Here is a 25,857-nt window from a genome sequence, read left to right on the forward strand (position 1 = left end):
GTAAGTGTCTCATTACATGAAGGCGGCCGCCAGATCGGCCCCCGGTTCCGGCAACGACTGCTCGGCCCAGATCGTCTTGCCCGTGGTGGTCTGCCGCGTCCCCCACCGCTGGGTGAGCTGGGCGACGAGCAGCAGGCCGCGGCCGCCCTCGTCGTAGACGTGCGCACGGCGCAGGTGCGGCGAGGTGGTGTTGGCGTCCGACACCTCGCATATCAGCGTGCGGTCGCGGATCAGCCGCAGCCGGATGGGCGGATCGCCGTACCGGATCGCGTTCGTGACCAGCTCGCTGACGATCAGCTCGGTGACGAACCCGGTCTCGATCAGCCCCCAGTCCTCCAGCTGCGCGAGGACGTTCTTGCGGACGGCGCCGACCTCCGCGGGATCGGGCGGAACGTCCCAGGTGGCGACCTGATCGGCGCCCAGGGCGCGGGTCCGGGCGAGCAGCAGCGCCACGTCGTCGCCGGACCGTCCCGGCAGCAGCGCGCCCAGCACGGTGTCGCACACGTCGTCCAGCGAGCCGCCGGAAGCGGCCAGTGCCCCGCACAGGTCTTCGATGCCACGGTCGATGTCCTGGTCACGGCCCTCGACGAGCCCGTCGGTGTAGAGGGCGAGCAGGGAGCCCTCGGGCAGTTCGAGCCGCGTCGACTCGAAGGGCAGGCCACCGATGCCGAGCGGGGGTCCGGGGGACATCTCGACGAGCCGCACGGTGCCGTCGGGCAGCAGCAGGGCGGGCGGGGGGTGCCCGGCGCTCGCCAGGGCGAGGCCGCGCGAGATGGGGTCGTAGATCGCGTACAGGCAGGTCGCGCCCATTTCCGCGACGTCCTCGTCGCGGTTCTCGTCCGTCGCCAGGTGGACCACCAGGTCGTCGACGTAGGTGAGGAGTTCGTCCGGCGGCAGGTCGACGTCGGCGAGGGTCCGCACCGCCGTGCGCAGGCGCCCCATGGTCGCCGAGGAGTGGATGCCGTGCCCCACCACGTCACCGACGACCAGGGCGACCCGGCATCCCGACAGCGGTATGACGTCGAACCAGTCGCCGCCGATGCCCGCCAGGGAACCGGCCGGGAGATACCGGTGGGCCACCTCCACCGCGGCCTGCCCGGGCAGCTGCTGGGGCAGCAGGCTGTGCTGGAGAGTCAGCGCGGTCGACCGCTCGCGGGTGAATCGCCGGGCGTTGTCCACGCATACGGCGGCCCGGCTCGCCAGTTCCTCCGCGAGCGCGACATCGTCGCGGGCGAAGGACTCCGGGCGCAGGGCGCGGACCAAGACCGCGACTCCGAGCGTGGTCCCGCGGGCCCGCAGCGGCACCGCCAGCAGCGAGTGGACGGGAACGTCGAGCTCATGGATCTTGGCCGCCCGTGCCGCGTGCTCCGACATCCACCGGTCGAAGTCCGGTTCCCCCGCCCCGCTGAGCACCGGGCGCCCGTCCGCCAGCGACCGGGCGGGCGGTGAGAACGGCGGGTAGGAGTCCATCTCGCCCAGCCCGATGACGGCCTCCGGCGTGCCCGCGGTTCCGGACAGGTGCGCGACCCGGCGCAGCGCGAGGCCGGGACGTGCCGCCGCCGCCTCGGGAGGGTCCGGTACGTCCGGCGTCAGCACCCAGTCGAGCAGATCGACGCTGGCGAAGTCGGCGAAGCGCGGAACGGCCAGCCCCACCAGTTCCTCAGTGGTCCGGACCACGTCCAGGGTGGTGCCGATGGTCGCCGAGGCCTCGTTCAGCAGGGCCAGCCGCTGCCGGGCCCAGTGCTGCTCGCTGCTGTCGAACGCGGCCAGGCCGACCGCGGCCACCTCGCCCGAGCCGTCGCGGACCGGCCACATCTCGATGTTCCAGGCGTGCTCCCGGATCCCCGAGGGCGCGTGCGTGTAGCTCTCGTAGTGGGAGGGGGTTCCGGATTCGGCCACCTCGCGCAGATGCCGGAGGAAGCCCAGGCTGGTCTGGTCCTCCGGCACGGTGTGCCCGTAGAACCGGCCCGTCAGCGAATCCTCGCCGGCCCCCATGACCTGGCAGGCCACGTCGTTGAGCCGCAGATAGCGCTGGCCGGTGTCGAAGGCGGACATCGAGACGGACGCCTGCTGGAACACCCGCTCGGCCACCGTCGGTTCCGGCCCGCCGGGGGCGGTGGCGGTGACCACGAATCCCTGCGGTTCGCCGTCCCCGCCCAGGACGGGACAGGCCCGCAGGGCCAGTTCGACGGGATGCCCGTCCCGGTGGCGCAGGACGGCCACCCGGGGGAGCGCGCCTGCCGTCCACTCTCCGAGGGGGTCTCCGGCGAACAGCCCGGTCGCGGAGCGGCCCACGACTTCCTCAGCCGAGTACCCCGTCAACCGCTGGGCCGCATCGCTCCATCCGGTCACGATCCCCCGCGCATCGACGATCGCCGTGAAGTCGGCACTCGTCATACAACCCACGATGACCCCCGTGTCGCACGGGGTCAACCCGGCAACACGGCCGCACCTCCGACCCGATGATCTCTCGTGTCAGCGGTGGGCTCGGGCCGGTGCCGCCGACTCCCCGGCCGGCCGGATCACCCATTCTGCAATCGGATTTCTCCGGACGTGCCGCCGAATCTGGACGGCATGGTCGACATTAATGGCCATGTTATTACACTCGGCTTTCTTGTGGTCGCGGCGTGTATGGAGAATGGCCTGCGAAACGGTCAACGGGGCACGCCGCAGGACGGCAGGGCGTAAGTGAGCAAGACCGAGGACAGTGCGGCAGACGGCGGCCGTCCATGGTCTAGAAGTCCGTTCTAAATGCTGCTCCTGGGCCCTTGACGGAGGCTGAGCCGACTTCCTACAGTCGAGTAACTTAGCGATTGATCTTGGAGCGGGCGCGGTCTCCGGCATGGGTTCCGCGCGCTCCGAGAATGGTCGGTCACGGCTTTGCCGCATTTCCTCACCCTCGGGCACCGACGTTTGTTCCGGCATGCCCGAAACGGGGTCCGCGGGAATGCGCAGGCGCATTGGGGTGCATGTGAGTTCTCGAATAGCGATCGTCGGCATGGCGTGCCGGTTCCCGGACGCCTCGTCTCCCGAAGAGCTGTGGGACAACGTCCTGGCCGGGCGGCGGTCGTTCCGCCGCATCCCGTCCCAGCGGGTCAGGCTGGAGGACTACTACAACGCCGACCGGAGTTCCGCCGACCACATCTACATCACCGAGGCGGCGCTGCTGCGCGACTGGGAGTTCGACCGGGTCCGCTTCAAGGTCGCCGGTTCCACCTACCGGAACGCCGACCTGACCCACTGGCTCGCGCTGGAGACGGCGGCCGACGCGCTGGCCGACGCCGGATTCCCCGAGGGCCGCGGCGCGCCCGGCGAGACCACCGGCGTGCTCGTCGGCAACTCCCTCACCGGCGAGGGCATCCGCGCCGCGCAGATGCGGCTGCGCTGGCCCTACGTCCGCCGCGTGGTGGCGGACGCGCTGAAGGGCGACGTCGAGACCGACCGGCTCGCGGCGCTGCTCGCCGACCTGGAGCACTCCTACAAGGCGCCCTTCCCCGTCCCGGACGGCGACTCGCTGGCGGGCGGCCTGTCCAACACGATCGCCGGCCGCATCTGCAACCACTTCGACTTCAACGGCGGCGGCTACGTGGTGGACGGCGCGTGCGCGTCGTCGCTGCTGTCGGTCATCACCGCCTGCAACTCGCTGCTGGCCGGCGACATGGACCTCGCCGTCGCGGGCGGCGTGGACATCAGCGTCGACGCCACCGAGCTGATCGGCTTCTCCCGGGCCGGCGCGCTGGCCGTCGAGGAGATGCGCGTCTACGACCAGCGGTCCGCCGGGTTCTGGCCCGGCGAGGGCTGCGGCATGGTCGTGCTGATGCGCGAGGAGGACGCGGTCGCGAAGGGCCACCGCGTGCACGGGTTCATCGACGGGTGGGGCGTGTCGTCCGACGGGGCGGGCGGCATCACCCGCCCGGAGACCGACGGCCAGCGGCTGGCGCTGGACCGCGCCTACCGGCGCGCCGGGTTCGGCCCGGACGAGGTCGCCTACTTCGAGGGGCACGGCACCGGCACGGCCGTCGGCGACGCGGCCGAGCTGGAGACGCTGATCGAGGCGCGCCGCGCGGCCGGCGGGTCCGCGCCGCCCGCCGCGGTCGGCTCGATCAAGGCCAACATCGGGCACACCAAGGCCGCCGCGGGCGTCGCCGGGCTGATCAAGAGCGTCCTGTCGGTGGGCGCGGGCGTGCTGCCGCCGACCACCGGCTGCGAGCGTCCGCACCCGCTGCTGGACGAGGGCCGCGACGCGCTGCGCGTCCTGCGCAAGGGCGAGGCGTGGCCGGACGGCGCGCCGCTCCGCGCGGGCGTCAGCGCCATGGGCTTCGGCGGCATCAACACCCACCTGGTGGTCGAGGCGCCGCGGCCGTCCCGGCGCGTCCGGGTCGGCACCCGCGCCCGAACCCTGATCAACTCGCCGCAGGACGCGGAGCTGTTCACCCTGGACGCCGGTACTCCCGCGGAGCTCGCCGAACGCGCGACCGCGCTGGCCGCCGCGGCGGAGGCGGCGGCCCGGTCGGAGCTGCCCGACCTCGCCGCCCACCTGGCCGGACGGCTGGACCGGCGGCCGTGGCGCGCCGCCGTCGTCGCGAGCACCCCGGCGAAGCTGGCGGACGCCCTCCGCCGCGTCGCCGAGCTGGCCGCCGCGGAGACGCCCCGCCACATCGACCCGGCGTCCGGGGTGTTCGTCGGCGGCCCGGCCGATCCGGCCGGCATCGTGTTCCTGTTCCCCGGCCAGGGCTCGGGGACCCGCTCGGACGGCGGGGCGCTGCGCCGCCGCTTCGAGTCGGTCGACGAGCTGTACGAGACGGCGGCGCTGCCCGCCGGCGCCGACCAGGTGGAGACCGCGGTCGCCCAGCCGCGCATCGCGACCGCGTCCGCCGCGGGGCTGCGGGTGCTCACCGCGCTGGGCGTGGAGGGCCGCGCCGCCGTCGGGCACAGCCTCGGCGAGATCACCGCGCTGCACTGGGCCGACGCCCTCGACGAGGACGCGCTGCTGCGGATCGCGGCGGCGCGCGGCGCGACGATGAGCGAGCTGGCCGAGAGCGACGGCGCCATGGCCGGCATCACCGCGGATGCCGAAACCGTCGCCGCGCTGCTCGCCGGGGAGGACGACGGGGTCGTCATCGCGGGCCACAACGGTCCCCGGCAGACCGTGGTGTCCGGGCCGGCGGACGGGCTGCTGCGGGTCATCGGCCGCGCCACCCGGGCCGGGCTGCGGGCGGTCCGGCTGCCGGTGTCGCACGCGTTCCACTCGCCGCTGGTCGCGCCCGCCGCCGAGGCGTTCGAGGGCCGGCTGCGCGGCGAGCCGCTCGCGCCCGTGCGCCGCCGGGTGTTCTCCACGGTGACCGGCGCGCCGCTGTCCCCGGAGCTGACGCCGGACGAGCTGCGTGACCTGCTGCGCGAGCAGATCACCGCGCCCGTCCTGTTCGCCGAGGCCCTCACCGCCGCCGTCAACGGCGAAGGCACCTCGGGCGCCGACCTGCTCATCGAGGTCGGGCCCGGGCAGGTGCTCACCCAGCTGGCCGGCGAGATCACCGGCGTCCCGGCCGTGGCGACCCGCACCGACGAGGACTCCCTGACCGGGCTGCTCGCCGCGCTCGGCGCCGCGTTCGCCGTCGGCGCGGGCGTCCGCGTCCCGGAACTGTTCGCCGACCGGCTGATCCGGCCGTTCGACCCCGACCGCGAGCCGGCGTTCATCGGCAACTTCTGCGAGATCGTCCCCGAGGTGGACGCCGCGCTGCTCGCCGGCGTCTCGGCGCGTGCCGCCATGCCCGGCGCCGCGTCCGACGGGGGAGTCCCGGGGGACGTGGACACCGACGATCCTCTTCTGCTTCTGCGCACGCTGGTCGCGCGCCGCGCCGAGTTCCCGCTGGAGGCCGTCCAGGCGGACAGCAAGTTCCTGGACGACCTGCACCTCAGCTCCATCGTGGTGTCGGAGCTCGTCGGCGAGGCGATGCGCACGCTGGAGCTGGCCGAGCCTGCCGCTCCCACCGGCTATGCGACCGCGACCCTCGGGCAGGTCGCCGAGACCCTGCGGGAGCTGGTCGCGGGCGGGGCGGCCGGGGCGGAGGACGCCGAGGCCGCCGCCGCGAAGATCGTCCCGCCGGGCGTGGGGCCGTGGGTGCGGGCCTTCGCGGTGGAGCGCCGCGAGGTCCCGGTGCCCGGCCGCTCCGCCCCGCGGGCGGACGGAGCCTGGCAGGTCGTCGGCGACCATCCCGCGGCGGATCCGCTGCGCGCGGCGCTGGAGTCCGCGCGGCTGGGCGACGGCGTGCTGGTGATCGTCCCGTCCGGCGGGGACCGGCTGGCCACGCTGCGGAACGGCGCCGCCGCCGTCCTCGCCGGCAAGGACGTGACGCGCTGCGTCTTCGTCCAGGACGGTCCCGGCGCGGCCGGGTTCGCCAAGACGCTGCACCTGGAGGCGCCCTGGGCGGCGACCACCGTCGTGACCGCCCCGCTGGACGACCCCGCCACCCCGGACCGGGTCGCCGCCGAGGCCGCCGCCACGACCCGGTTCCGCGAGGTGATCCACGACGGCGTCCGCCGCGAGCCCGTGCTGGCGCCGGTCGAGCCGCGCGGCACCGACCTGCCGCTCGGCCCGGACGACGTGCTGCTCGTCACCGGCGGCGGCAAGGGCATCTCCGCCGAATGCGCCCTGGCGCTGGCGCGGGAGAGCGGCGCGAGGCTCGCCCTGGTCGGACGCTCCGACCCGGCGGGCGACGAGGAACTGACCGCCAACCTCGACCGGATGGAGGCCGCCGGCGTCACCGCCCGCTACCTGCGCGCCGACGTCACCGACGCCGCCCGGGTCGCCGCGGCCGTCGCCGCGGCGGAGGCGGACCTCGGCCCGGTCACCGCCGTTCTGCACGGCGCGGGCGGGAACGTCCCGAAGCTGCTGGACGAGCTGACCGACGACGACTACGCCCGCACCATCGACCCCAAGGTCGCCGGTCTGGAGGCCGTCCTCGGCGCCGTCGACACCGCCCGGCTGCGGCTCGTCGTCACCTTCGGCAGCATGACCGGACGCGCCGGGCTGCGCGGCGAGGCCCACTACGCCGTCGCCAACGAATGGCAGAGCGACCTGGTCGAACGGCTCGCCGCCGAGCATCCGCACTGCCGGTTCCGCGCCGTCGAATGGTCGCTGTGGTCGGGCGTCGGCATGGGGGAGCGGCTCGGCTCGGTGGAGAACCTGTCCCGCGCCGGCGTCACCACGATCACCCCCGACCAGGGCGTGGCGATGCTGCGCGACCTCGTCGCCGACCCGGCCGCACCCGTCGTCGCCGTCGTCACCGGGCGGTTCGGCGAGATGCCGACGGTGTCGTTCGGCGCGGGCCGGCTGCCGCTGCTGCGCTTCCTCGAACGGCCCCGGGTGAACTACCCGGGCATCGAGCTGGTCGCCGACGCGGACGTCGGCTGGGGCAGCGACCCCTATCTCGCCGAGCACGTCTTCGGGGGCGGCACCGAGGCCGTCCTGCCCGGGACCGTCGGGATGGAGATCATGGCGCAGGGCGCGGCGGCTCTGCTCGGGTCCGAGGCGGTGCCGGTCCTCACCGACGTGGAGTTCCTGCGGGCGATCGCCGTCCCGGCGGACGCGACGGTCACCGTCCGGGTCGCCGTGCTGCGCACCTCGCCCGGCAGCGTCAGCGCCGTCGTCCGGTGCAGCACCACGAACTTCCAGATGGACCACTTCCGCGCGGTCTGCGAGGCGCCCGGCGGGAAGCCGAAGGGCAGCGGGCTCGTCCGGCCGGAGAGCGCGGCGCTGCCGCCGATGGCGATCGATCCGCAGACCGAGCTGTACGGGCCGATGCTGTTCCACGGGCCCCGGTTCCGGCTGATGGGCGACATCCGGCGGGCGGACGCCAAGCACGTTACCGCCCGGCTGCTGCCCGACACGCGCGTCGACTGGTTCGGCCGGTACCTGCCCGGCCGACTGCTGCTCGGCGATCCGGCCGCCCGCGACGCCTACATGCAGCCGCTCGCGCTGTGCGCCCCGACCGTCCTGGCGATCCCGGCGGGGGTGCGGCGGCTCGTTCCCGGGCCGGCGGCCGGCGCGACGGCCGCCTTCGTCCACGCCCGCTACCGGGTGGAGGACGGCTGCTGGGACATGGACGTCACCGACGAGGACGGTGAGCTGATCGAGACCTGGGAGGGCTTCACGACCCGGATGGTCGAGAAGTTCCCGCTGCCCGCGGGCTGGGTGCCCGCGCTGCTCGGCCCCTACGTGGAGCACGCCCTCGTGGAGTTCGGCCTCGCGGGAAGGGCGATCGTGGACACCGACCCGGAGGGCGCGTCCCGGCGCGAGGCCGCGGAGCTCGCCGTCCGGCGGCTGCTCGGCGGCGACGTCCGGCTGCGGCACCGCCCGGACGGCAAGCCGGAGGCGGGCGGCGGACGGGCCGTGTCGATCTCGCACTGCGCGGGAGTCACCCTCGCGACCAGCACACCCGGCTGCGACCTGGAGCTGGTCACCGCCCGCGACCGCGAGACGTGGGCGGGCCTGCTCGGTCCCGACGGCCTCGCCCTGGCGGAGACGCTGGACGAGGACTTCGACACGGCCGCGACCCGCGTCTGGGCGGCGGGCGAATCGGCGGTCAAGGCCGGCCTGCCCGCCGGCACCCCGTTCACGCTCCACTCCACTCACGAGGACGGATGGGCCGTCCTGGCGGCCGGCGACCATCGCGTGGCCACCATGGCCACCGGCCTCCGTGGCGTCGCCGACCCCGTCGTCCTGGCCGTCCTCACGGAGGACGCCTCGTGAAGGGCTACGAGTACCGGCACATCGTCACCATCGAGGACACCGACCTGCTCGGCAACGTCAACTACGTCAACTACATCAGCTGGCAGGGACGCGCCCGCGAACTGTGCTTGCGCGAGTTCACCCCGGACGTGGTCGCCGGCTTCGGGGACGGCGTCCGGCTGCTCACCGTGAGCTGCCAGTGCGACTACCTGCGGGAGCTGACCATCTTCGACGAGGTCTCGGTCCGGATGACGCTCGGCGAGGTCGGCCAGACGCAGCTGACGATGAAGTTCGAGTACTGGAGGCGGTTGTCGTCTGGTGAGGAGCTCGTCGCCACGGGGGAGCAGCGCGTCGCCTGCGTCCGCGCGGACGCCGACGGCAACATGGCCCCCGCCCGGATCCCCGAGTCGATGCGCCGCCTGATGGACGCCGTGTCGGCGGGCCGCTGAAGAAGGAGACGACCATGGAAGGCGTATCCGCGACGGCCCGCTGGACGGCCGCCGCCCGCGCGGTGGAGACCCGCCGCCCCGACGCCCTGTTCACCGACGACCTCGCCGAGGCGCTCGCCGGTCCCGAGGGTTTCGCCCGCTTCGAACGCTACGACAATCCGGGCACGACCGAGTTCCTCGCGATCCGGACGCGCTGGCTCGACGAGGTCATCGGACGTTCCGCGCGGCCCCAGGTCGTCCTGGTCGCGGCGGGCCTCGACACCCGGTCGGTGCGGCTGGACTGGGCGTCCGGGACCGTCCTGTACGAACTCGACCAGGCCGGCCTCATGGAGTGGAAGGAGAAGCGGCTCGCCGAACTGGACGCCGTCCACCGCTGCGACAGACGCGGCATCGGCACCGACCTGACCGGCCCGTGGGAGGAGACGCTCCGTTCGGCCGGCTGGGACCCGTCCGTCCCCACCCTGTGGATCGCCGAAGGGCTGCTGTTCTACCTGCCGGAACCCGACGCCCGGACTCTGCTGGAGCGGCTCGCGTCTTGTTCGGCGCCCGGCAGCGTCCTGGCCGGCGACCTGATCGCGCACCAGTCGATGATCAGCGAGTTCACCCAGGAGGGGCTGGCGCGCCTGCGCGCGGACGGCTGCCCCTGGCTCTGGGGCACCGACCGCCCCGCGGAGTTCCTGAACTCATGCGGCTGGACGCCCGGCGACCTGCGGCTGCCGGGCGAGGACGGCGCCTCCTTCGGCCGCTGGCCGTGGCCGCCGCTGCCCCGCGACACCCTCGGCTTCCCGATGAACCACCTCTTCACCTGTTGTCTTCAGCGTGGAGGCCCCGTCCCTCAGGGCGGGGAGGAAACGCGGCACGGTGCCGCAGGATGTTCCGCAGGTTCTGTCGGTGGCGGCCGGTAGCTTTCCGGACATGACCCGCTACCGTCTGCAGCTGACGCCCCCGCAGGAGCAGGCGCTCCTGGAGCATTGTGGGCATGCCCGCTTCGTGTGGAATCTGGCGGTGGAGCAGCATGCGTGCTGGCGGCCGGGGCGCGGGCCGGCGCCGGGGTTCGCCGAGCAGTGCCGCCAGCTCACCCAGGCGCGGGCGGAGTACGGGTGGCTGCGGGGCGGGTCGGTGACGGTGCAGCAGCAGGCGCTCAAAGACTTCCACCAAGCCATGGCGAACTTATTCGCAGGCACCCACCGCCGCCCGACTTGGCGCAAGGCCGGACGGCATGAGGGGTTCCGGATCGTGGCGGTCAGACCCGGTGACGTGCGGCGGGTGTCCCGCCGGGCGGGCCAGGTGAAGGTGCCGAAGGTGGGGTGGGTGCGGTTCCGCTGGTCCCGGCCCGTCCCCCATGCGGCCAGATCGTTCCGTGTCACCCGGGACCGGGCGGGCCGGTGGCATGCGGCGTTCGCCGCGGTCCCCGACCCCGTCTCCGCACCCGGCACGGGCAAGGCCGTGGGAGTGGACCGTGGCGTGGCCGTGGCCGCGGCGTTGTCGACCGGTGACCTGCTCGCTGCGCCCGGGCTGCGGGAGACCGAGCGGGCCCGGCTGACACGGCTGTTGCGCAGACTCGCCCGCGCCCGGCCGGGCTCGAAGCGGCGGGCCCGGGTCAAGGCCGCGATCGCCCGGCTGAAAGCTCGCGAGACCGACCGCCGCAAGGACTGGATCGAGAAGACCTCCACCGGCCTGGCCCGCCGATTCGACCTGATCGCCGTCGAGGACCTCAACATCGCAGGGATGACGCGTTCGGCGCGCGGCACGGTGGAGGAACCGGGCCGCAACGTGGCCCAGAAGGCTGGGCTGAACCGCGGCATCCTCGCAGCCGGGTGGGGCGGCCTGGTGCGGCGGCTGGAGCACAAGGCGCCCGGCCGCGTGGTGAAGATCGATCCGCGTAACACCTCGCGGACCTGTAGTGCCTGCGGGCATGTCGCCGGGGAGAGCCGTGAGAGCCAAGCGGTCTTCTCGTGCGTGGCCTGCGGGCATCGGGTCAACGCCGACGTGAACGCGGCACTGAATATTCGTGATACGGCCGCAGGGCATGCGGTTGCTGCACGGGGAGGCCCGCCGTTGGGCGGGCCTGTGAACCGTGAACCTCAACACGACCTGCCCCTCACAGGGCGGACGGTCGCTGTTGGAATCCCCCACGCTTACGAGGGGGAGGATGTCAAAGGGTGTCGTCCCGCATGACGTCCAGGTTCATGAACCGCGGGCCGGAGCGGCACAGCGCCTGCATCTGCTCGGCGATCTGCCTGGTCTCGGGCAGGTCGCTGTTCCGCATGGCCTCCTCGTAGGAGGGGAACTCGACGATGTCCACGAAGTGGGCCGGGTTCTCGCGGTCACGGGTGTGGAACTCGTGGGTCGCCGTGCGCTTGCCCTCGGTCGCGGACGCCCACTCGTCGAACAGCCCGTCCAGCTCTGCCTGGCGGTCGGTCTCGTATTCGATGATCTGTACGAAGCTCATCTGTCTCAACCTCCTGCCATCGCTCGCTCGTCCTTGAGGTGGGTGCGGATCTCCTCACGCAACTCCGGAGTGTCCTCGTGCCCGTGCACCGATACCGCGTGCTCGGTGGCGGCGCGGACGACCTCGTCCTCTTCGCCGCTGATGGTGAGCGTGCAGCCGGACTCGCTCGGCATCTCCCTGCAGTCGGCCACCTTGCGCATGATTCCCCCTCGCCGGCCCGGCGTCCCGGCAGGCGCGAGGCGGGATCGTGCTCCGCGGCGCCGGGCGTCCAGGCCCGTTCCCGCCACACCACCACCACATGGCAACTCCCTATCAATCGTGACATATGCCCATGTCAGAGGGAAGCTGTCGGAGGCGCGGTGTACGGTGACGCCTCCGCCGAAGAGAGGCTGAGCCGATGGACTGGGTCGAGTCCGCTGGGGGCCCGCTGCTGGCCGCGCCCGCGTCCCAACTTGCGCGCTGGGAGGGCGCCACGGACGACGAGGGCCCTGTCGAGACGTGGGGCGACTACGGGCGCGCGTGCGCGGTCGAAGGCTACATCGGCCTGGTCGACATCGGCGCCGGGCAGGCCCTAGTCCTCGGCGACGAGCCCGCCACGACGACCTACCTGCCCGACGAGCGACTCTTCCTCCGCTGGGCCGCCGCGGACTCGGAGGCCGGACTCGTGTCCGCGGCCAGGCAGGCCCTCCACGACATCACGTGGGACGAGGAGATCACCTGGGACGTCGACGGCGCGATCGTCCTCTTCGACTCGGCCTGGCCCGGCGCGACCCCGGAGCCCGGCAACCACCTGACCATCGACCTGGCCGCCGCCCGTTACCGCGTCAGCGCCGCCTACAGGCAGGACGACCGCAACTGGATGATCCTCGTCCAGCTCACTCCCGTGCCCTAGCCGCGCCGCCCTGGACGAGGTCCAGGGCCATCTCGGCCATCAGGTCGGCCAGCTCGTCCAGGGACAACCGGCCGCCGGGGTGGTACCAGGTGCTGACGCTGTTGCACATCGCGAGGAGCGAGAGGCGGGTGACCGACAGGTCGCGCAGCTCGAACTGGCCTGCCTCCACGCCGGCCCGCAGCACCTCGTTCCAGATGCGCTCGAACGCGGCGCGCAGGTCGCGGACGGGCGTCCAGCTTCCGTCGGCGTCCGTCCTCGGCATCTCGCGGGCGCTGGTGTTCCACAGTTCGGCGCCCGTCCCCTGCTCGCGGACGTGCGCCCGGACGAGGTTGGCCAGCCTGGCGGTCGGGTCGGGATCGAGGTCCGCGGCCTCCTTGGCGACCGCCACCGCGCGCTGGAGCGCGTCCTCGGTCACCGCGATGAGCAGCGCCTCCTTGTTGGAGTAGTAGTGGTACAGCGCGCCGATCGTCATGTCGGCCCGGGTCGCGATCTCGCGGATGCCGACCGCGGCGTAGCCCTTCTCGGTGAACAGCGCGCCCGCCGACCGCAGGATGCGCTCTCGGGTGCCGGGCTCGGAGTCCGTGCGCTGGTTTCGCGGCACTACGGGGTGTCCTTCCTGATGCGTGCGTCGCCGGGACGGAGATCGACGGTCTCGATGTCGTCGCGGTCGCGGAGGAGACGCTTGGCGACGCGCTCCGACGGTGTGCGGGGGAGCGCGTCGACGAGGCTGACGAAACGCGGCACCTTGTGCCGGGCGAGATGGCGGCCCGCGTGTTCGGCGAGTGCGCCGGCCTCCGGGCGCGCACCGGGGACGGGTTCGACCACGGCCCAGACCTCCTCGCCCCGGATCGGATCGGCGTACGGAAGGACCGCCGCGTCCCGGACGAGCGGATGCGTGCGCAGCACCCGCTCCACCTCCTCGGTCGAGATGTTCTCGCCCGCCCGCCGGACGATCTCCTTCTCGCGGCGGACGAAGCGGAACCGTCCGCCGCGCCGTTCCATGATGTCGCCCGACCGGTACCAGCCGTCGTCCGTGAAAGCGGCGCCGGTGGCCTCGGGGTTGCGCAGGTATCCGTCGACGACCAGGCGACCGCGGACGAGGAGCTGGCCGGTGCCGTTGCCGTGAAGCTCCGCGCCTTGCTCGTCCACCATCCGGATCTCCTGGCCGGGAACGATACCGCCGAGCCACCCCTCGCCTTGGGTGGACGGGGAATCCAGCGTCTGCGCGAGGACCGCGTTCGCCTCCGCCGACCCGTACACCTCCAGCCAGCGCAGCCCGAAGCGCTCCTCCAGCGGGCGGTGCAGGGCGCGCGGTATGCCGATGCTCCACGCGGCGACCGCGCGGTGATCGCGGTCGGACGGCCCGGGCGGGGCGTTGAGGAGCATCGCCGGCATGGAGCCGATCGTCCAGAACTTGGTGACCGCGCGGTCCGCGACGTTGCGCATGAACGTCTGCGACCGGAACCTGGACAGCAGGACGAAGCAGGCGCCGCTCTGCAGGCAGGCAAGGAACAGCATCAGGGGATCGCCGTAGTAGCAGGGCTGCGCGCTGAGCAGGCGGTCGCGGGGGGCGAGCGCCAGGACCGAGCGCAGCACCGACGCGGCGTCCAGCCACTTGCCCTGCGTCTTGCTGATGATCTTCGGCAGGCCTGTGGACCCCGACGTCAGCCCGTACCAGACGGGGCGGTCGCGCATCGGTGCGCGCTCGGTGGCCGGCGCCGTGCCGGCCGGTGCGGCGCCTTCGATGTCGACGATCCGGACGCCGCGTTCGGCCAGCAGCGCCGCATGGTCGGCGGCGAAACGGGGGAGCGCGACGAGGTGGCTCGGGCGGGCCAGCTCCGCGAGCGCCTCCAGCTCGGCGGGCTTGAAGCCGGGGTTCAGCGGCAGGATGACGGCTCCCAGCGCCGCCGCCGCGAGGACGAGGACGTAGGACCGGGCGCGGTTGTCCAGCGCCATGCCGACGACCGTCCCCTCCGTGACGCCGGCGTCCGCGAGCGCGCCCGTCAGCGCGCCGACGCGGGCCGCGAGCTCGGCACGGGTGAGGGTCTCGTCGTCCTCGACCTCCAGTGCGGGGGCGTCGGGGCGGGTCCGCGCGGCCCAGGCGAGCAGGCCGGCGAACCCGGACTCGGCGGCCGGCGGCAGCTCCGGCGCGGCCGGGACCCGGCCGGGGAGGGTCTCCTGTTCGGTCATCGGGACAGCACCACCCATTCGATCTCGGTGAGGGCCCGGCCGTCGTCGGCCGAGCGGGTGTCCAGGACGATGCGGGAGACCTGGTCGCCCGGCCTCGTCCGGCTCCGGCGGGACGTGTGCGAGCGCAGCACGCAGTGGACGGTCTCGCCGGTCACCGGCATGCTCGCGAACCGCCAGCGCATCCACCGGTTGAGCACCTGGCCGGAGGGGGCGTCGCCGAACAGCCGGTCGCGGCCCATCAGTCCCGAGGTCACGAGGATCAGCAGCGGCCACGGCACCGGACCGCTTCCGCCGTCCCTCCCGTCCTCTCTCCCGTCGCCGATCCAGTCGGCGAAGAGTTCGAGGTCGGCCGCCGTGATCGTCCAGCCGCGGCTCCGGGTGCCGTCCGGCCCGCCGGCGGGCGCCGGAGGATCTCCGGGCGCCGGGGGATCCGCGGCCGCCGCGGGATCCGCGGGCGCGGCGCGCAGCACACCGGTGCCGGTGGTCGCACCGCCGACGGACGTCGCGACGGTCAGGTCGCCACCCGCGCGGGACCCGTCCACCCGGACCTTCTCGCCCTCCCGGACCGGCCCCGCGAAATCCCATTCGAGGCAGGCCGGAGGCGCGCCGAGGTCGGCTCCGTCCAGCCGGGCGACGGCGAGGGTCATCGTCGCGATCCCGGACATGATGCGGCCGCCGAAGTCGGAGGCCGCCGCGACGAGGCGGTTCGTGTGCAGCTCGTCGCCGGTGCCCTCCCACACCGCGGGGATCAGGAAGTCCCGCTCGCCGGTGGTGAAGTACACGGGATCCAGCTCCTCGGTCAACGCGTCACCGCCGAGCACACGCCGAGCGCGATGTGCGCGGTGACCCGCTCACCCGCCGGCGACCCTGATCCGGCCGCCTCCGGCATATGCGCGGTGATCGTCGTCGTGTCGTCCAGGCGCAGGAGGAGCCGGACGGTGTCGCCGAGGTACACCCTGTCCTCGATCCGCGCGGGCAGCTCGGCAGAGCCGCCGTCGGGGGGCGGTGTCAGGCTGATCGCGGTGCGGGGCACGGCCACGGCGAGATCCGCGTCCCCGGGCGGCTCGCCCTCGGCGGGGATCTCGGCGACCCGGTCCCGCAGCCGGACCCGGATCCGCCCGCCCGCGGACGCCGCGCCGGGCTCCCGCTCGCACGGCAGGATGTTGGCGTCGGAGATCAGCCTGGCGACGTACGCGGTCCGGGGCCGCCGGAAGAGGGAGGCCGGGGTGCCCGCCGCGTCGATCCGGCCGTGCCGCAGCACGACGATGCGGTCGGACAGCGACAGCGCCTCGTCACGGTCGTGGGTCACGTACACCATGCCTGCGCCCGTCGCGCGGTGCACGGCACGGATCTCGTCCTGGAGGTCGAGACGCAGCGCCCGGTCGAGCGCGGACAGCGGCTCGTCCATCAGCAGCAGTCCCGGTTCGGCGGCGAGCGCGCGGGCCAGCGCGACGCGCTGCTGCTGCCCGCCGGACAGCTGGGCCGGGTAGCGCCGCGCGTACGGGGCCATCCGGACCAGGTCGAGCAGCTCGGCGACCCGCCGCCGCCGGGCGTCCCGGCCCCACTTGCGGCGCCGCAGGCCGTACTCGATGTTGCGGGCGACGGTCTGGTACGGGAACAGCGCGTACTGCTGGAACACCATGCCGAGGTCGCGGCGGGCCGGCGGCAGCCCGGTGACGTCGCGGCCGCCGATGTGGACGGCGCCCTCGTCCGGCGTCTCGAACCCGGCGACCAGCTTGAGGGCGGTGCTCTTGCCGGAGCCGCTCTCCCCGAGCAGGGAGACGAACTCGCCGGGCGCCAGCTCCAGGTTCAGGCCGTCGGCGGCGACGACGTCCCCGTACCGTTTGGTGACGCCGGCGAGCCGCAGCCGCGGCGGCTCCCCGGCCGCCGTCCCGGGCCGCCCGCCGGTGATGGTGTCAGGACTCGTCATGGGTCTTCGTCCTTCTCTCGTTCCGGTTCCGCAGCGCCTGCCGGAGCCGGCCGGCCGTGCCCGCGAACGACATCAGCAGCCCGGTCGCGACGATGAGCAGCGCCGACACCGCGGTGATCGCCGGATCGACGCCGGTGCTGACCGAGTCGAGGATGACCTTGGGCAGCGTCGCGGTCCGCGGCCCGGTCAAGAAGCTGGCCAGGGTCGCCTCGTCGAAGCTGGTGACGAAGGCCAGCACCCCGGCGGCCACCAGCCCCGGCGCGATCAGCCGCAGCGTCACCCCGGCCCAGGCGCGGGCCCGGGACGCGCCCAGCGACATCGCGGCCAGCTCGTACTCGCGCGGCACCGCGTCCATCGCGGGTTCGAGCGCGAGCAGCACCACCGGCAGGCCGACCGCGACATGGGCCAGCAGCACCGCCGGGAGGGTGTCGACCAGGGCGAAGCCGGCGAACATCCCGTACAGCGCCACGGCGTAGGCGACGCCGGGCGTCACCATCGGCAGGACGACGGCGACGCGGAGCCCTTTCCCGCCCGGCACCCGCGCCCGGCTCAGGCCGAGGACCAGCGGGGCCGCCACCAGCAGCGTGACGGCCGCCGTCCCCGCGGCGACGAGCAGCGAGCGCCAGGTCGCAGCGGCCAGGTCGGCGGAGTGCAGCAGCGTGTCGTACTGCCGCAGCCCGAACGACGACGGCGGCCACTCGATGTACGAGGACGCGGAGAACGACGTGCCGACCACGACCAGGGTGGGCAGCAGCATGAACGCCACGATGCCGAGCACCACCGCCCCGTACAGCACGCGTCCCGTCCAGGCCGCGGCGCGGCGGCCCGCCGTCGCGCTCATCGGCGGGCCTCCCCGCGCACCCGGCTCTGCGGCAGGAACCGGGTCGCGAACCGGCTGAGCCCGAACACCGCCAGCGCCGTCAGCATCAGCAGCAGCGCGTACGACTTGGCGCCGACGAGGTCGAAGTACTCGAAGATCTGCTCGTGGACCCGTGCCGCGACGAACGGCGCCCCCACCCCGCCGAGCACGATGGGCGTCACGTAGAACCCGATCGAGATGACGAACACGAGCGTGCCCGCCGACAGCAGGGAGGGCGCCGTCGCCGGCAGCATGACGTCGCGCAGGGCGCGCAGCCGGCCCGCCCCGAGCGTCTCCGCCGCCTGCAACTGCTCGGCCCGCACGTCGCGGACGCTCGGATAGAGCACCAGCACGGCGTACGGAAGCATCGCGTACAGCATCCCGACCAGCACCGCGCCCTCGGTGTAGAGGAGATCGCCGTGAGCGCTCAGCAGTCCCGCCGACCGCAGCGCCTTGGTGACCGGTCCCCGCTGCTGCAGCAGCAGGACGAACGCGTAGTTCTTGACCACGACGCTCATCCAGAACGGCGCGAGCACCGACGCCCACAGCGAGGCCCGCACCACACGGCTGCGCGACCAGGCGAGCGCGTAGGCGACGAACAACCCGAGCGCGACGCTCGCCACCGCGACCAGCGCGCTGACGCGCAATGTCCGCAGCAGCGCCGCCCGCTCGGCCGCGCTGCGCAGCGGATCGAGCATCCCGCCCGGCCCGGCGGCGTTCACGACGTCCCAGGTGAGCCGGCCGATCGGGTAGGCGACGACCGCGAGCACGGTCAGGTAGGCCGGCAGCCCGAGGAGCAGTCCGGCGCCCCATACGGAAGAGCGGGCCTGCCGGAACGGGCGCGGCAGCGAGATCGAGGCCGTCATGGTCACCTCCTTGTGCGGGCCGCGTCAGCCCGCGATGAAGTCGCGCCAGCGGGGCTCGACCTTGCGCTGGTTGTCGGCCCACCAAGCGGGGTCGATGCGCACCTGGTTCTTGGCGTTGGCCGGGTCGGACGGCATCCACGCGCGCACCCCCGGCTTCACCAGGCCGCCTACACCGGGGCTGGAGGTGCCGTAGCCGAGCGCGTTGACGAGGTTCGCCTGCGCGTCCGGGTGGGTCGCGTACCACTTCAGGTACTTCAGCCCGCCGTCGGTGTTGGGCCCGTTCTTGACCACGACCGTGTAGGACGGGTTCACGAGTGAACCGTCCCAGCTGGTCCTGAGCTTGACGCCCTCGTCGGCCAGCGACTTGGCCCGCCCGCTCCACATGAACGCGATGCCGACCTCGCCGCTGCGCATCAGCTGCATCTGCTGGTCGCCGCTCGTGGTCCACACGTTGACCGCGGACTTGATCTGACCGAGCTTGCGGAGCGCCCGGTCGACGTCGACGGGGAACACCTCGCCGACCGGAACACCGTCCGCGATAAGGGCGGACGCCATGGACTCGTACGGATTGTCGATCATCGCGCGGCGTCCCGGGAAATTCTTGACGTCCCAGAATTCAGCCGGATTGGCCGGGCATTTCTGAACGACCTTCATATTGCAGGTGATGACGACGCCGGTGTCGCCCATCGACACCCCGTAGGGCTGCACCGCGCCCGGCGCGGAGACCTTCGTCAGCTGCGCGGTGAGGTCCGCGGGAAGCTTCTCCAGCAGGCCCTTGCGGGACAGCAGCACCGCGCTGGAGCCTTCGAGCGCCTCGATGACGTCCCAGCTCACCCGGCCGCTCTGCGCCTGGGCCTGCAGCTTGGCGGCGAACCCGCCGCCCGCCGGATCGGACCGCACGGCGAGGCCGCCGCCGGCCGTGAACGGCTTCCAGAACGACGTCTCGGTGGCATTCTTCACCGCCCCACCGAAATTAGCGATCACGACCTGCTTCGAGTCGCCCGCCCCCGAGGCCGCCCCGTCCGCGCACGCCGAAGCGGCCAGGACGACGGCGGCGGCACAGAGCGCACGTACCATGTGACCCACGTCATCACCTCCAATTGAGAGGTGAACATATCGATCGTTCGATTTCCTGTCCAGAGTCCATCTGCGCTCAACATCGCGGGCCCGCCGCAGTCAGCCCCCCGTCAGGCCGCACACCCCCGAAGACCACGAAGAACCCGGTCCACTCGCCCGCCCGGGAACGATCACCTGGTCAGGACGACGGTGGTGATCGCGACGACTACAGGAACGGCCGCGGCCGGCGGGGTGTGGTCGCGTAGGACCAACCCAGCCGACCGCGGCCGCGGTGTCGGGAACCCGGCGGCGTCAGGCCGCCGAGTGCTGCGAGAGAGTGGCGATGATCGCGAAGAACCCGAGGACGTAGATCGCCAGCGAGATCGCCATGGCGGTGGCGATACCCGCACCGAGTTTCTTCCAGACGCCGCTCCGGTTCTGGGCGCGCTGGTCCCAGAGGTTGTAGAGGCGGTCCGACCGGTCGCCCCAGCGGAGAATGTTCATGCCGCACATGAACACCCACAGGACCAGGAGCACGAGGGTCTCCCGAGTGCTCTGCTCCTTCCAGGCCTCCAGGGCCCCGAGCAGCAGCACCAATTGAGCGAACGTGTACAGGACCTGGGCGACGCACGCCCTGATGGTCCTGACCAGCGGTGACCGCGTGATCGAATTCATGGTCGACTCCGATTTCCCTTGTTTGGTCACGTCCGGCTCACGGCATTGCCGGACGTCTTACGCCAGGAACCGTCCACCCCTCGGCCGCCCCGACCAATCGAAACGAGCCGCCGAGCCGATTTGTTCAAGAACACGTACCGACGCGGTAACCAAAGATTCCCTCAAGAATCACCACCCCTCGGAACCAGGCCAGAGGAATGGGCTCTGGCGATCTCCGGGACCGGACGGTTGCGGTTCGTGATCTCCGGTGGTTGGGTGGCAGGCGTGGAGTCGGCCTCAGTGGAACCAGTCGCAGGAGCTTCGGTGTCCTATAAGGCACTCCAGGCCGTCGGGGACACGGTCTACTGGATCGAGGGCGGTCCTGACGGCGATGTGCTGGTGCGGCGAAGTGCGGTTCCAGATGAGGATCCGCAGTCCCGATGGCCAGATTCAACGGACGCCGAAAAGGTGTTGCCGGCGGGATTCCGTGTCGCGTCGAACGTGCATGATTATGACGCGGGTGCCTATCTCGCCACTGAGGACGATATCTGGTTCTGTCGCTCAGACGACCAGCGCATCTATCGGGCCCGCCTTGGCGATTCCGGACTGAAACCGCGACCAATCACGCCGGAACCACCGTCCCCGCAGTCGCTGCGCTATGCGGATCTACAGCTCATCCGAGCGACGAACGTCCTGATCTGTGTGCGGGAACGTCACGAACGAGGCGAAGTCATCAATGAATTGGTGGCACTGCCTGCGGATGGTTCGGCTCGGCCGAAGGTGATCGTCTCGGGCCAGGACTTCTACACATCCCCGGTGCCCAGTGCCGACGGACGTCGCTTGGCCTGGGTTTCGTGGGACGCACCGCACATGCCCTGGGATGGTTCCCGACTCTGGGTGGCCGACCTGAGGTCAGATCAAACGATCGAGAACGTGACCTTGGTCGTGGGAAGTGATGAGGAGTCGGTCTGTCAGCCCTCCTGGAGTCCGGCAGGGGTGCTGCATTTCATTTCCAACCGGACGGGCCGGTGGAACCTCCACAGTTGGCGGGATGGTGTCGTTGAACCTGCGGTCACCGGTCAGTTCGACCTCGCACAGGCCCCTTGGAAACTCGGCTGCCGGACCTACGCGCATTTCGGCCGTGTGATCGTGGCGATCGCACAAGACGACGGCCCCTGGCACCATCTTGTCGACACGGGATGGGGCAAGATCAATTACCGCTCCATCGATCCTCAGCCCGTGCTCGAGCCCTACCTGGCCCTGACAAGCCGCGAGGCGGTGACCATCATGTCGTCGCCCGGAGAGCAACCCATGGTGTGCGTCAACGATCTGTACGACGACGTCTTCTACGGCACCAGGGCGTTGACCCACAAGAACTAGGGAGAATCAGGCCGGGGCGCCCCTGAATCCCAAAGGTGAGGCGGGAGGGAAACCCCTCCCGCCCACTCACGTACATGCGGCGGCAGGGTGCCTGCTACGCCGCGAATATCAACCGCTCAGCCGCCGTAGTAGTGGCCGCCGCCGCTCGTGTAGGTGCGCAGGCCACTCGTCTGGCCGCCGGCGGGGCTGGTCTTCGCGTCGTTGGGGTAGACGCGGTTTCCGTTCTTGTCCACCGGGAGACCACCGGCGGGCCGACCGATCGCGGACTGCGACTCGGACGTGCCGCTCTCGGTGCTGCCGCCAGTGTTCATGGGGGTCGACATACTTCTGCCCTCCAGGGCTCTTGGTTGTGGTGATGTGATGCGTCCGGCACACCGTGCGCCGGACACAAGGAAGGACCGTCCTCACCTGTCACCCGGTGGCAACCTCCGTCAAGGTGTCGGCCGCAAGGAGCCGGTCCCGGACTTTCCTCCGGCTGGAGGGGCGTGTGCGAGGATGAGTGGCCGTGATCGATATCGGGCCGTTGCGTCCAGAGGACCGTGCTGCTTGGGAAGTGCTGGCGCGCGGTTACAAGGCGTTCTACCGCACCGTCGTGCCCGATGAGGGGTATGAGGAGACCTGGCAGCGGCTGCTGGGCGGCGCGGAGTTGCACGGCATCGGTGCGTGGTCGAGCGGGCGGCTGGTCGGCATCGCCCACTATCTGTTCCACGTCACCTTCTGGTCCGCCGATTCCTGCTATCTCCAAGACCTGTTCGTTGACGAGGCGGCGCGCGGTCAGGGTGCCGCGCACGCGCTGATCGAGCAGGTGGCCGAGGAGGCGCGGGAGCGGGGCGCCGCCCGCCTGTACTGGACGACCAAGCAGGACAATGTCCCCGCGCGCGCTCTGTACGACAAGGTGGGGCGCTTCCACGGGTTCATCCGCTACGACTACCCGCTCGGCGACTGACCGGCCCCCACGACCGAACCTGCGACTTGCAATCCGGCGGGCGGTCAGGTGCTTGCGGTCACGGCCTTGAGTTCGTCCAGCGACTCCCGGATGTGCTGGGGCAGGTCTCGCTCGTCGGTTTCGTTGATCCAGTGTTCGAAGGCGACTTTGAAGACCGCGATTCCCGCCTCGGCGGTCAGGGCCGCGGCCGTGTCCGGGACGCCGCGAAGGCGTAGGGCCGAGGCCAGGGCCGAGGCCAGGGCGGCGAGTTTGATCAGCTCGCGTTCGCGCAGTTCCGCGTTCGCGTCTATGACGGCCTGGCGTTGGCGGGAGTGTTCGCGGCGTCCCTCGAACACGGCGCCGATGGTCGCCAGAGCGTGGGCCGTCGCGTCGAGCGGCGTCGCGGCGGCGGGGGCGTCGGCCACGGCGCCCGTGAGCATGTCCTGGAGCATGGCCGAGCCGCCGAACAGGACCTCGCGCTTGTCGGCGAAGTGCCGGAAGAACGTGCGCTCGGTGAGCCCGGCCCGGCCGGCGATCTCCGCGACCGTGGTCTTCTCGAACCCTCGCTCGCCGTAGAGGTCCAGCGCCGCCCGTTCGAGCCGGCCGCGCGCGTTCGGCTCCCATCGCCCCATGCCCGGAATCCTAGTCGATGACAGTGACTGACATGACCGCTGTATGCTGATGACAGCAACTGACATCGGTTGCGTCTCCCGGGCATCGCCATGCCCGGCCGGCTTCACCGGAGGTTTCTCATGCGCGTTTTCGTCACCGGGGCGTCCGGCTGGATCGGTTCGGCCCTCGTCCCCGAACTCGTCCAGGCGGGCCACCAGGTCACCGGGCTCGCACGCTCGGACGCCTCGGCCGCCGCCCTCACCGCGGCCGGTGCCGAGGTGTGCCGCGGCACCCTTGACGACCTCGACCTTCTGGGCAGTACCGCCGCCGCCTCGGACGGTGTCGTCCACCTCGCGTTCAAGCACGACATCGCGTTCTCGGGCGGCTTCCAGGACGCCGCCGACGCGGACCGCCGCGCCGTCGAGACGTTCGGCGACGCGCTCGCCGGCTCCGGCCGGCCGTTCGTCCTCGCCTCAGGGCTGCTCGGCCTCGCCCCGGGACGCGTGGCGACCGAACGGGACGGGCTCGACCGCGAACCGGCCGAAGAACTCGGGCGGGGGCCGCAGACCCGGCTGGCCACCGCGCGGCTGACGCTCTCGCTCGCCTCCCGCGGTGTCCGCTCGTCCGTCGTCCGGCTGCCTCCGACGGTGCACGGCCAAGGCGACAAGGGCTTCATGGCGTTCCTGGTCGGCATCGCCCGCGACAAGGGTGTCTCCGGCCACATCGGGGACGGGGCCAACCGCTGGCCCGCCGGTCATGTGCTCGACGCCGCGCACCTGTTCCGACTCGCGCTGGAGAAGGCTCCGGCGGGATCGGCGCTGCACGCGACCGCCGACGAGGGGGTGCCGATCCGCACCGTCGCCGAGGTGATCGGCCGTCATCTCGACGTCCCGGTGGCCTCCGTCGCCCCCGGGGACGCCGCCGGGCACTTCGGCTGGATGAGCGGCTTCATCGGCTCCGACGCCCCGGCGTCGAGCACGATGACCCGCGAGCTGCTGGGATGGCGGCCGACGCAGCCCGGGCTCGTCGACGACCTCGACAAGGGCCACTACTTCCAGACCGCGTGACCGGTCGCCCGCACCGTCCGCAGCCTGCGGGCGGTGCGGTCAGCGGAAGTCGGCGGCGTGGTCCTCGGCCCACTGGCGGAACGTGCGAGCGGGACGGCCGAGCAGGCGTTCCACGGTGCCGGTGACGCGCTCCGGCTCGTCCGCAAACCGCTTCCACGCGTCCAGCCTGGCCTGGACGAAGCCGGCGTCGCCCCAGGCCGCCGTCAGCTCCTCGCGGGCGATCTCCGCCGGGAGGTCCTCCCAGCGCACCTCGCGCCCGATCACCTCGCCGATGACGCGGACCTGCTCCCGGTGGGTGATCGACTCCGGTCCGGTGATCACGTAGGCGTTCCCGTCGTGGCCGGGGGTGGTGAGCGCGTGCACGGCGACGTCGGCGATGTCGCGTTCGTGGATCAGCGACCGTGCGGCGTCCCCGTACGGCCAGCGGACGACGCCCTGCCTGATCTGGCCCGCCCACGCGAGCGTGTTCGCGGCGAAGTCGATCGCCCGGACGAACGTCCAGCCGGCCCCTGACCTCCTGATCTGCCGCTCGATCTCCTGGTGGAAGGACGTGGCGGGCTCGTCGTCCGCGAGGTCGGCCACGTCGGTGGACAGGTAGACGACGTGCCGGGCGTCCCGCGCGATCGCGTCCACCACGCGGGGTTCGACCGGCAGTCCGGGCCACATCAGGTAGACGCCCTCCACGTCCCGCGCCGCACGCTCCACCGCATGGGGGGACGCCAGGTCACCCTGAAAGATCTCCACCCGGTCCGGTAGCGCGGCGTTGCCCGGCTCGCGGACCAGTGCGCGGACGTCGTGCCCTGCCTCGGCCAGCGCGTTCACGACATGCCGACCCACCCGGCCCGTTGCCCCGGTCACCAGAAATTCGCTCACGGAGCGAACGTAGAACCTCAACCGCGCTGGAGGTCAAGCGGACGAGCGAAGGGTGCGTTCGGTGTCGTACCAGAGGTCGCGGAGGGCGGCGGCTGTCGTCTCGGGGGCGTCCCAAGCGGGGGAGTGCGCGGCGCTGGGGATGACGACCTTGGGGGCGTTGAGGTGTTCCGCCATGGCCGCCTGGACGCGAGGGTCCCACACGTCGTCGTCCTCGCCGTAGAGCACGAGGGTGCGCAGGCCCGTGTCGGCGCAGTGCTTGGCGAGTTCGCCGACGCGGTCGGGGGCGGTGAGGATCTCGTCCGACATGCGGGCGAGGCCCTTCTCGGAGTTGCCGAGCGTGCGGGCCCTGAGGAAGGCGACGATCTCACGCTGGACGCCTCGTCCCACATAGTCGGGTTCGAGGCTGATCTCCCAGATCTGCGCCATGCCGAGTTCGGGGATCGCGTCGCGGAGGGCGCGGGCCTTGGCGGCGGCCTGGCCCGTGACGGCGGACGGGCCCGAGCTCATCAGCGTGAGCGATGCGGGCCGGGCCCCGGCGAGGACGGCCTCGCGGCACACCAGCCCGCCGAACGAGTGGCCGACCAGGTGGACGGGCTCCGGGCCGAGCGCCGTCAGGAGGGCGGCGATGTCGGCGCCCAGGGACGCGCGGGTGTAGACGGACTCGTCGTCCGGCCCGAGGGACTCGTACTGTCCGCGCATGTCGATCGCCACGACGCGGCGGCCGGACGCGGCGAGGGTCTGCAGGACGGCGAGGAAGTCCTCCTTGCTGCCGGTGAGACCGGGCACGAGGAGCGCGGGGCAGCGTTCGGGCACGCCCGATCCCGGCAGGGCCTCCAGCGCGGCGAACGGGCCGCGGGAGGTCTCGACGGTCGTCCGGCGGACGCCGGGGGGCAGACTCACGAACCGGGGCGTACTCACGGGGGA

23 protein-coding genes are annotated in these 25,857 nt (G+C 72.2%); 8 read left to right on the forward strand and 15 right to left on the reverse strand.

What is annotated here, in order from left to right; all coding sequences use genetic code 11:
• Positions 1-12: 12 nt before the first annotated feature.
• Complete coding sequence (locus ACQPZP_RS10405) at positions 13-2,397, reverse strand: SpoIIE family protein phosphatase (protein ID WP_433477423.1); 2,385 nt, start codon at positions 2,395-2,397, stop codon at positions 13-15.
• Between the two features lie 574 nt (positions 2,398-2,971).
• Here ACQPZP_RS10405 and ACQPZP_RS10410 point away from each other — a divergent pair.
• The 4 genes from ACQPZP_RS10410 to ACQPZP_RS10425 are packed head-to-tail and all read left to right on the forward strand — an operon-like array spanning position 2,972 to position 11,355.
• Positions 2,972-8,749 carry an SDR family NAD(P)-dependent oxidoreductase gene (locus ACQPZP_RS10410; RefSeq protein WP_433477424.1) on the forward strand — a complete coding sequence of 1,926 codons (5,778 nt, stop codon included), beginning with the start codon at positions 2,972-2,974 and terminating at the stop codon, positions 8,747-8,749.
• Positions 8,746-9,177: an acyl-CoA thioesterase gene (locus ACQPZP_RS10415; protein WP_433477425.1), complete on the forward strand. Its 432-nt coding sequence runs from the start codon at positions 8,746-8,748 to the stop codon at positions 9,175-9,177. Before ACQPZP_RS10410 ends, ACQPZP_RS10415 begins: the two co-directional genes overlap by 4 nt.
• Before the next feature lie 14 nt (positions 9,178-9,191).
• Positions 9,192-10,082 (forward strand): class I SAM-dependent methyltransferase, encoded by an 891-nt coding sequence (locus ACQPZP_RS10420; RefSeq protein WP_433477426.1) that lies wholly within the window; start codon positions 9,192-9,194, stop codon positions 10,080-10,082.
• 10 nt (positions 10,083-10,092) lie between these two features.
• A complete protein-coding gene (locus ACQPZP_RS10425) occupies positions 10,093-11,355 on the forward strand; it encodes an RNA-guided endonuclease InsQ/TnpB family protein (protein WP_433477427.1) in 1,263 nt (420 codons plus the stop codon).
• Here the strand turns inward: ACQPZP_RS10425 and ACQPZP_RS10430 are convergent.
• Both ACQPZP_RS10430 and ACQPZP_RS10435 read right to left on the reverse strand, forming a co-directional pair.
• On the reverse strand, positions 11,333-11,629 hold the full coding sequence (locus ACQPZP_RS10430; protein WP_433467539.1) for a hypothetical protein: 297 nt from the start codon (positions 11,627-11,629) through the stop codon (positions 11,333-11,335). The genes ACQPZP_RS10425 and ACQPZP_RS10430 overlap by 23 nt on opposite strands.
• A gap of 5 nt (positions 11,630-11,634) precedes the next feature.
• A complete protein-coding gene (locus ACQPZP_RS10435; protein ID WP_433467540.1) occupies positions 11,635-11,829 on the reverse strand; it encodes a DUF1059 domain-containing protein in 195 nt (64 codons plus the stop codon).
• A gap of 197 nt (positions 11,830-12,026) precedes the next feature.
• On the opposite strand from ACQPZP_RS10435, the gene ACQPZP_RS10440 reads away from it, so the two are divergent.
• The gene (locus ACQPZP_RS10440) at positions 12,027-12,521 is read left to right on the forward strand and encodes an Imm21 family immunity protein (RefSeq protein ID WP_433477428.1); all 495 of its coding nucleotides are present in this window, start codon (positions 12,027-12,029) and stop codon (positions 12,519-12,521) included.
• Here ACQPZP_RS10440 and ACQPZP_RS10445 read toward each other — a convergent pair.
• The 8 genes from ACQPZP_RS10445 to ACQPZP_RS10480 all read right to left on the reverse strand — a co-directional run bounded on the left by ACQPZP_RS10445 (position 12,505) and on the right by ACQPZP_RS10480 (position 20,097).
• Entirely contained in the window at positions 12,505-13,122 is a 618-nt protein-coding gene (locus tag ACQPZP_RS10445) for a TetR family transcriptional regulator (protein ID WP_433477429.1), read from the reverse strand. The genes ACQPZP_RS10440 and ACQPZP_RS10445 overlap by 17 nt on opposite strands.
• Complete coding sequence (locus ACQPZP_RS10450; protein ID WP_433477430.1) at positions 13,122-14,711, reverse strand: class I adenylate-forming enzyme family protein; 1,590 nt, start codon at positions 14,709-14,711, stop codon at positions 13,122-13,124. Before ACQPZP_RS10450 ends, ACQPZP_RS10445 begins: the two co-directional genes overlap by 1 nt.
• Positions 14,708-15,514, reverse strand: a complete 807-nt coding sequence (locus tag ACQPZP_RS10455; protein WP_433477431.1) for a hypothetical protein — start codon at positions 15,512-15,514, stop codon at positions 14,708-14,710. Before ACQPZP_RS10455 ends, ACQPZP_RS10450 begins: the two co-directional genes overlap by 4 nt.
• Positions 15,511-16,641 carry an ABC transporter ATP-binding protein gene (locus ACQPZP_RS10460; protein WP_433477432.1) on the reverse strand — a complete coding sequence of 377 codons (1,131 nt, stop codon included), beginning with the start codon at positions 16,639-16,641 and terminating at the stop codon, positions 15,511-15,513. Before ACQPZP_RS10460 ends, ACQPZP_RS10455 begins: the two co-directional genes overlap by 4 nt.
• Positions 16,628-17,482, reverse strand: a complete 855-nt coding sequence (locus ACQPZP_RS10465; RefSeq protein ID WP_433477433.1) for an ABC transporter permease — start codon at positions 17,480-17,482, stop codon at positions 16,628-16,630. The genes ACQPZP_RS10460 and ACQPZP_RS10465 overlap by 14 nt, the downstream gene beginning before the upstream one ends.
• Positions 17,479-18,366 carry an ABC transporter permease gene (locus ACQPZP_RS10470; protein ID WP_433477434.1) on the reverse strand — a complete coding sequence of 296 codons (888 nt, stop codon included), beginning with the start codon at positions 18,364-18,366 and terminating at the stop codon, positions 17,479-17,481. The genes ACQPZP_RS10465 and ACQPZP_RS10470 overlap by 4 nt, the downstream gene beginning before the upstream one ends.
• A gap of 24 nt (positions 18,367-18,390) precedes the next feature.
• On the reverse strand, positions 18,391-19,443 hold the full coding sequence (locus tag ACQPZP_RS10475; protein ID WP_433479586.1) for an extracellular solute-binding protein: 1,053 nt from the start codon (positions 19,441-19,443) through the stop codon (positions 18,391-18,393).
• Between the two features lie 291 nt (positions 19,444-19,734).
• Complete coding sequence (locus ACQPZP_RS10480) at positions 19,735-20,097, reverse strand: hypothetical protein (protein WP_433477435.1); 363 nt, start codon at positions 20,095-20,097, stop codon at positions 19,735-19,737.
• 303 nt (positions 20,098-20,400) lie between these two features.
• On the opposite strand from ACQPZP_RS10480, the gene ACQPZP_RS10485 reads away from it, so the two are divergent.
• Positions 20,401-21,456, forward strand: coding sequence for a TolB family protein (locus ACQPZP_RS10485; protein ID WP_433477436.1), 1,056 nt, complete (start codon positions 20,401-20,403; stop codon positions 21,454-21,456).
• A 116-nt stretch (positions 21,457-21,572) separates the two neighbouring features.
• Here ACQPZP_RS10485 and ACQPZP_RS10490 read toward each other — a convergent pair whose 3' ends face one another.
• Positions 21,573-21,767: a hypothetical protein gene (locus ACQPZP_RS10490; protein ID WP_433477437.1), complete on the reverse strand. Its 195-nt coding sequence runs from the start codon at positions 21,765-21,767 to the stop codon at positions 21,573-21,575.
• 194 nt (positions 21,768-21,961) lie between these two features.
• On the opposite strand from ACQPZP_RS10490, the gene ACQPZP_RS10495 reads away from it, so the two are divergent.
• Positions 21,962-22,402, forward strand: a complete 441-nt coding sequence (locus ACQPZP_RS10495; protein WP_433477438.1) for an N-acetyltransferase family protein — start codon at positions 21,962-21,964, stop codon at positions 22,400-22,402.
• 44 nt (positions 22,403-22,446) lie between these two features.
• Here the strand turns inward: ACQPZP_RS10495 and ACQPZP_RS10500 are convergent, their stop codons facing one another.
• Positions 22,447-23,013 carry a TetR family transcriptional regulator gene (locus ACQPZP_RS10500; protein WP_433477439.1) on the reverse strand — a complete coding sequence of 189 codons (567 nt, stop codon included), beginning with the start codon at positions 23,011-23,013 and terminating at the stop codon, positions 22,447-22,449.
• A 120-nt stretch (positions 23,014-23,133) separates the two neighbouring features.
• Here ACQPZP_RS10500 and ACQPZP_RS10505 point away from each other — a divergent pair, with 120 nt between their 5' ends.
• Positions 23,134-24,060, forward strand: coding sequence for an SDR family oxidoreductase (locus ACQPZP_RS10505; RefSeq protein WP_433477440.1), 927 nt, complete (start codon positions 23,134-23,136; stop codon positions 24,058-24,060).
• Between the two features lie 39 nt (positions 24,061-24,099).
• Here the strand turns inward: ACQPZP_RS10505 and ACQPZP_RS10510 are convergent, their stop codons facing one another.
• Together ACQPZP_RS10510 and ACQPZP_RS10515 are read right to left on the reverse strand one after the other, a co-directional pair.
• A complete protein-coding gene (locus ACQPZP_RS10510) occupies positions 24,100-24,933 on the reverse strand; it encodes an NmrA family NAD(P)-binding protein (protein WP_433477441.1) in 834 nt (277 codons plus the stop codon).
• Between the two features lie 33 nt (positions 24,934-24,966).
• Complete coding sequence (locus ACQPZP_RS10515) at positions 24,967-25,851, reverse strand: alpha/beta fold hydrolase (RefSeq protein WP_433477442.1); 885 nt, start codon at positions 25,849-25,851, stop codon at positions 24,967-24,969.
• Positions 25,852-25,857 lie beyond the last annotated feature (6 nt).

Origin of the sequence: Spirillospora sp. CA-142024, assembly GCF_050942325.1 — a bacterium.
In the GTDB taxonomy this organism is placed as follows: Bacteria; Actinomycetota; Actinomycetes; order Streptosporangiales; family Streptosporangiaceae; genus Spirillospora.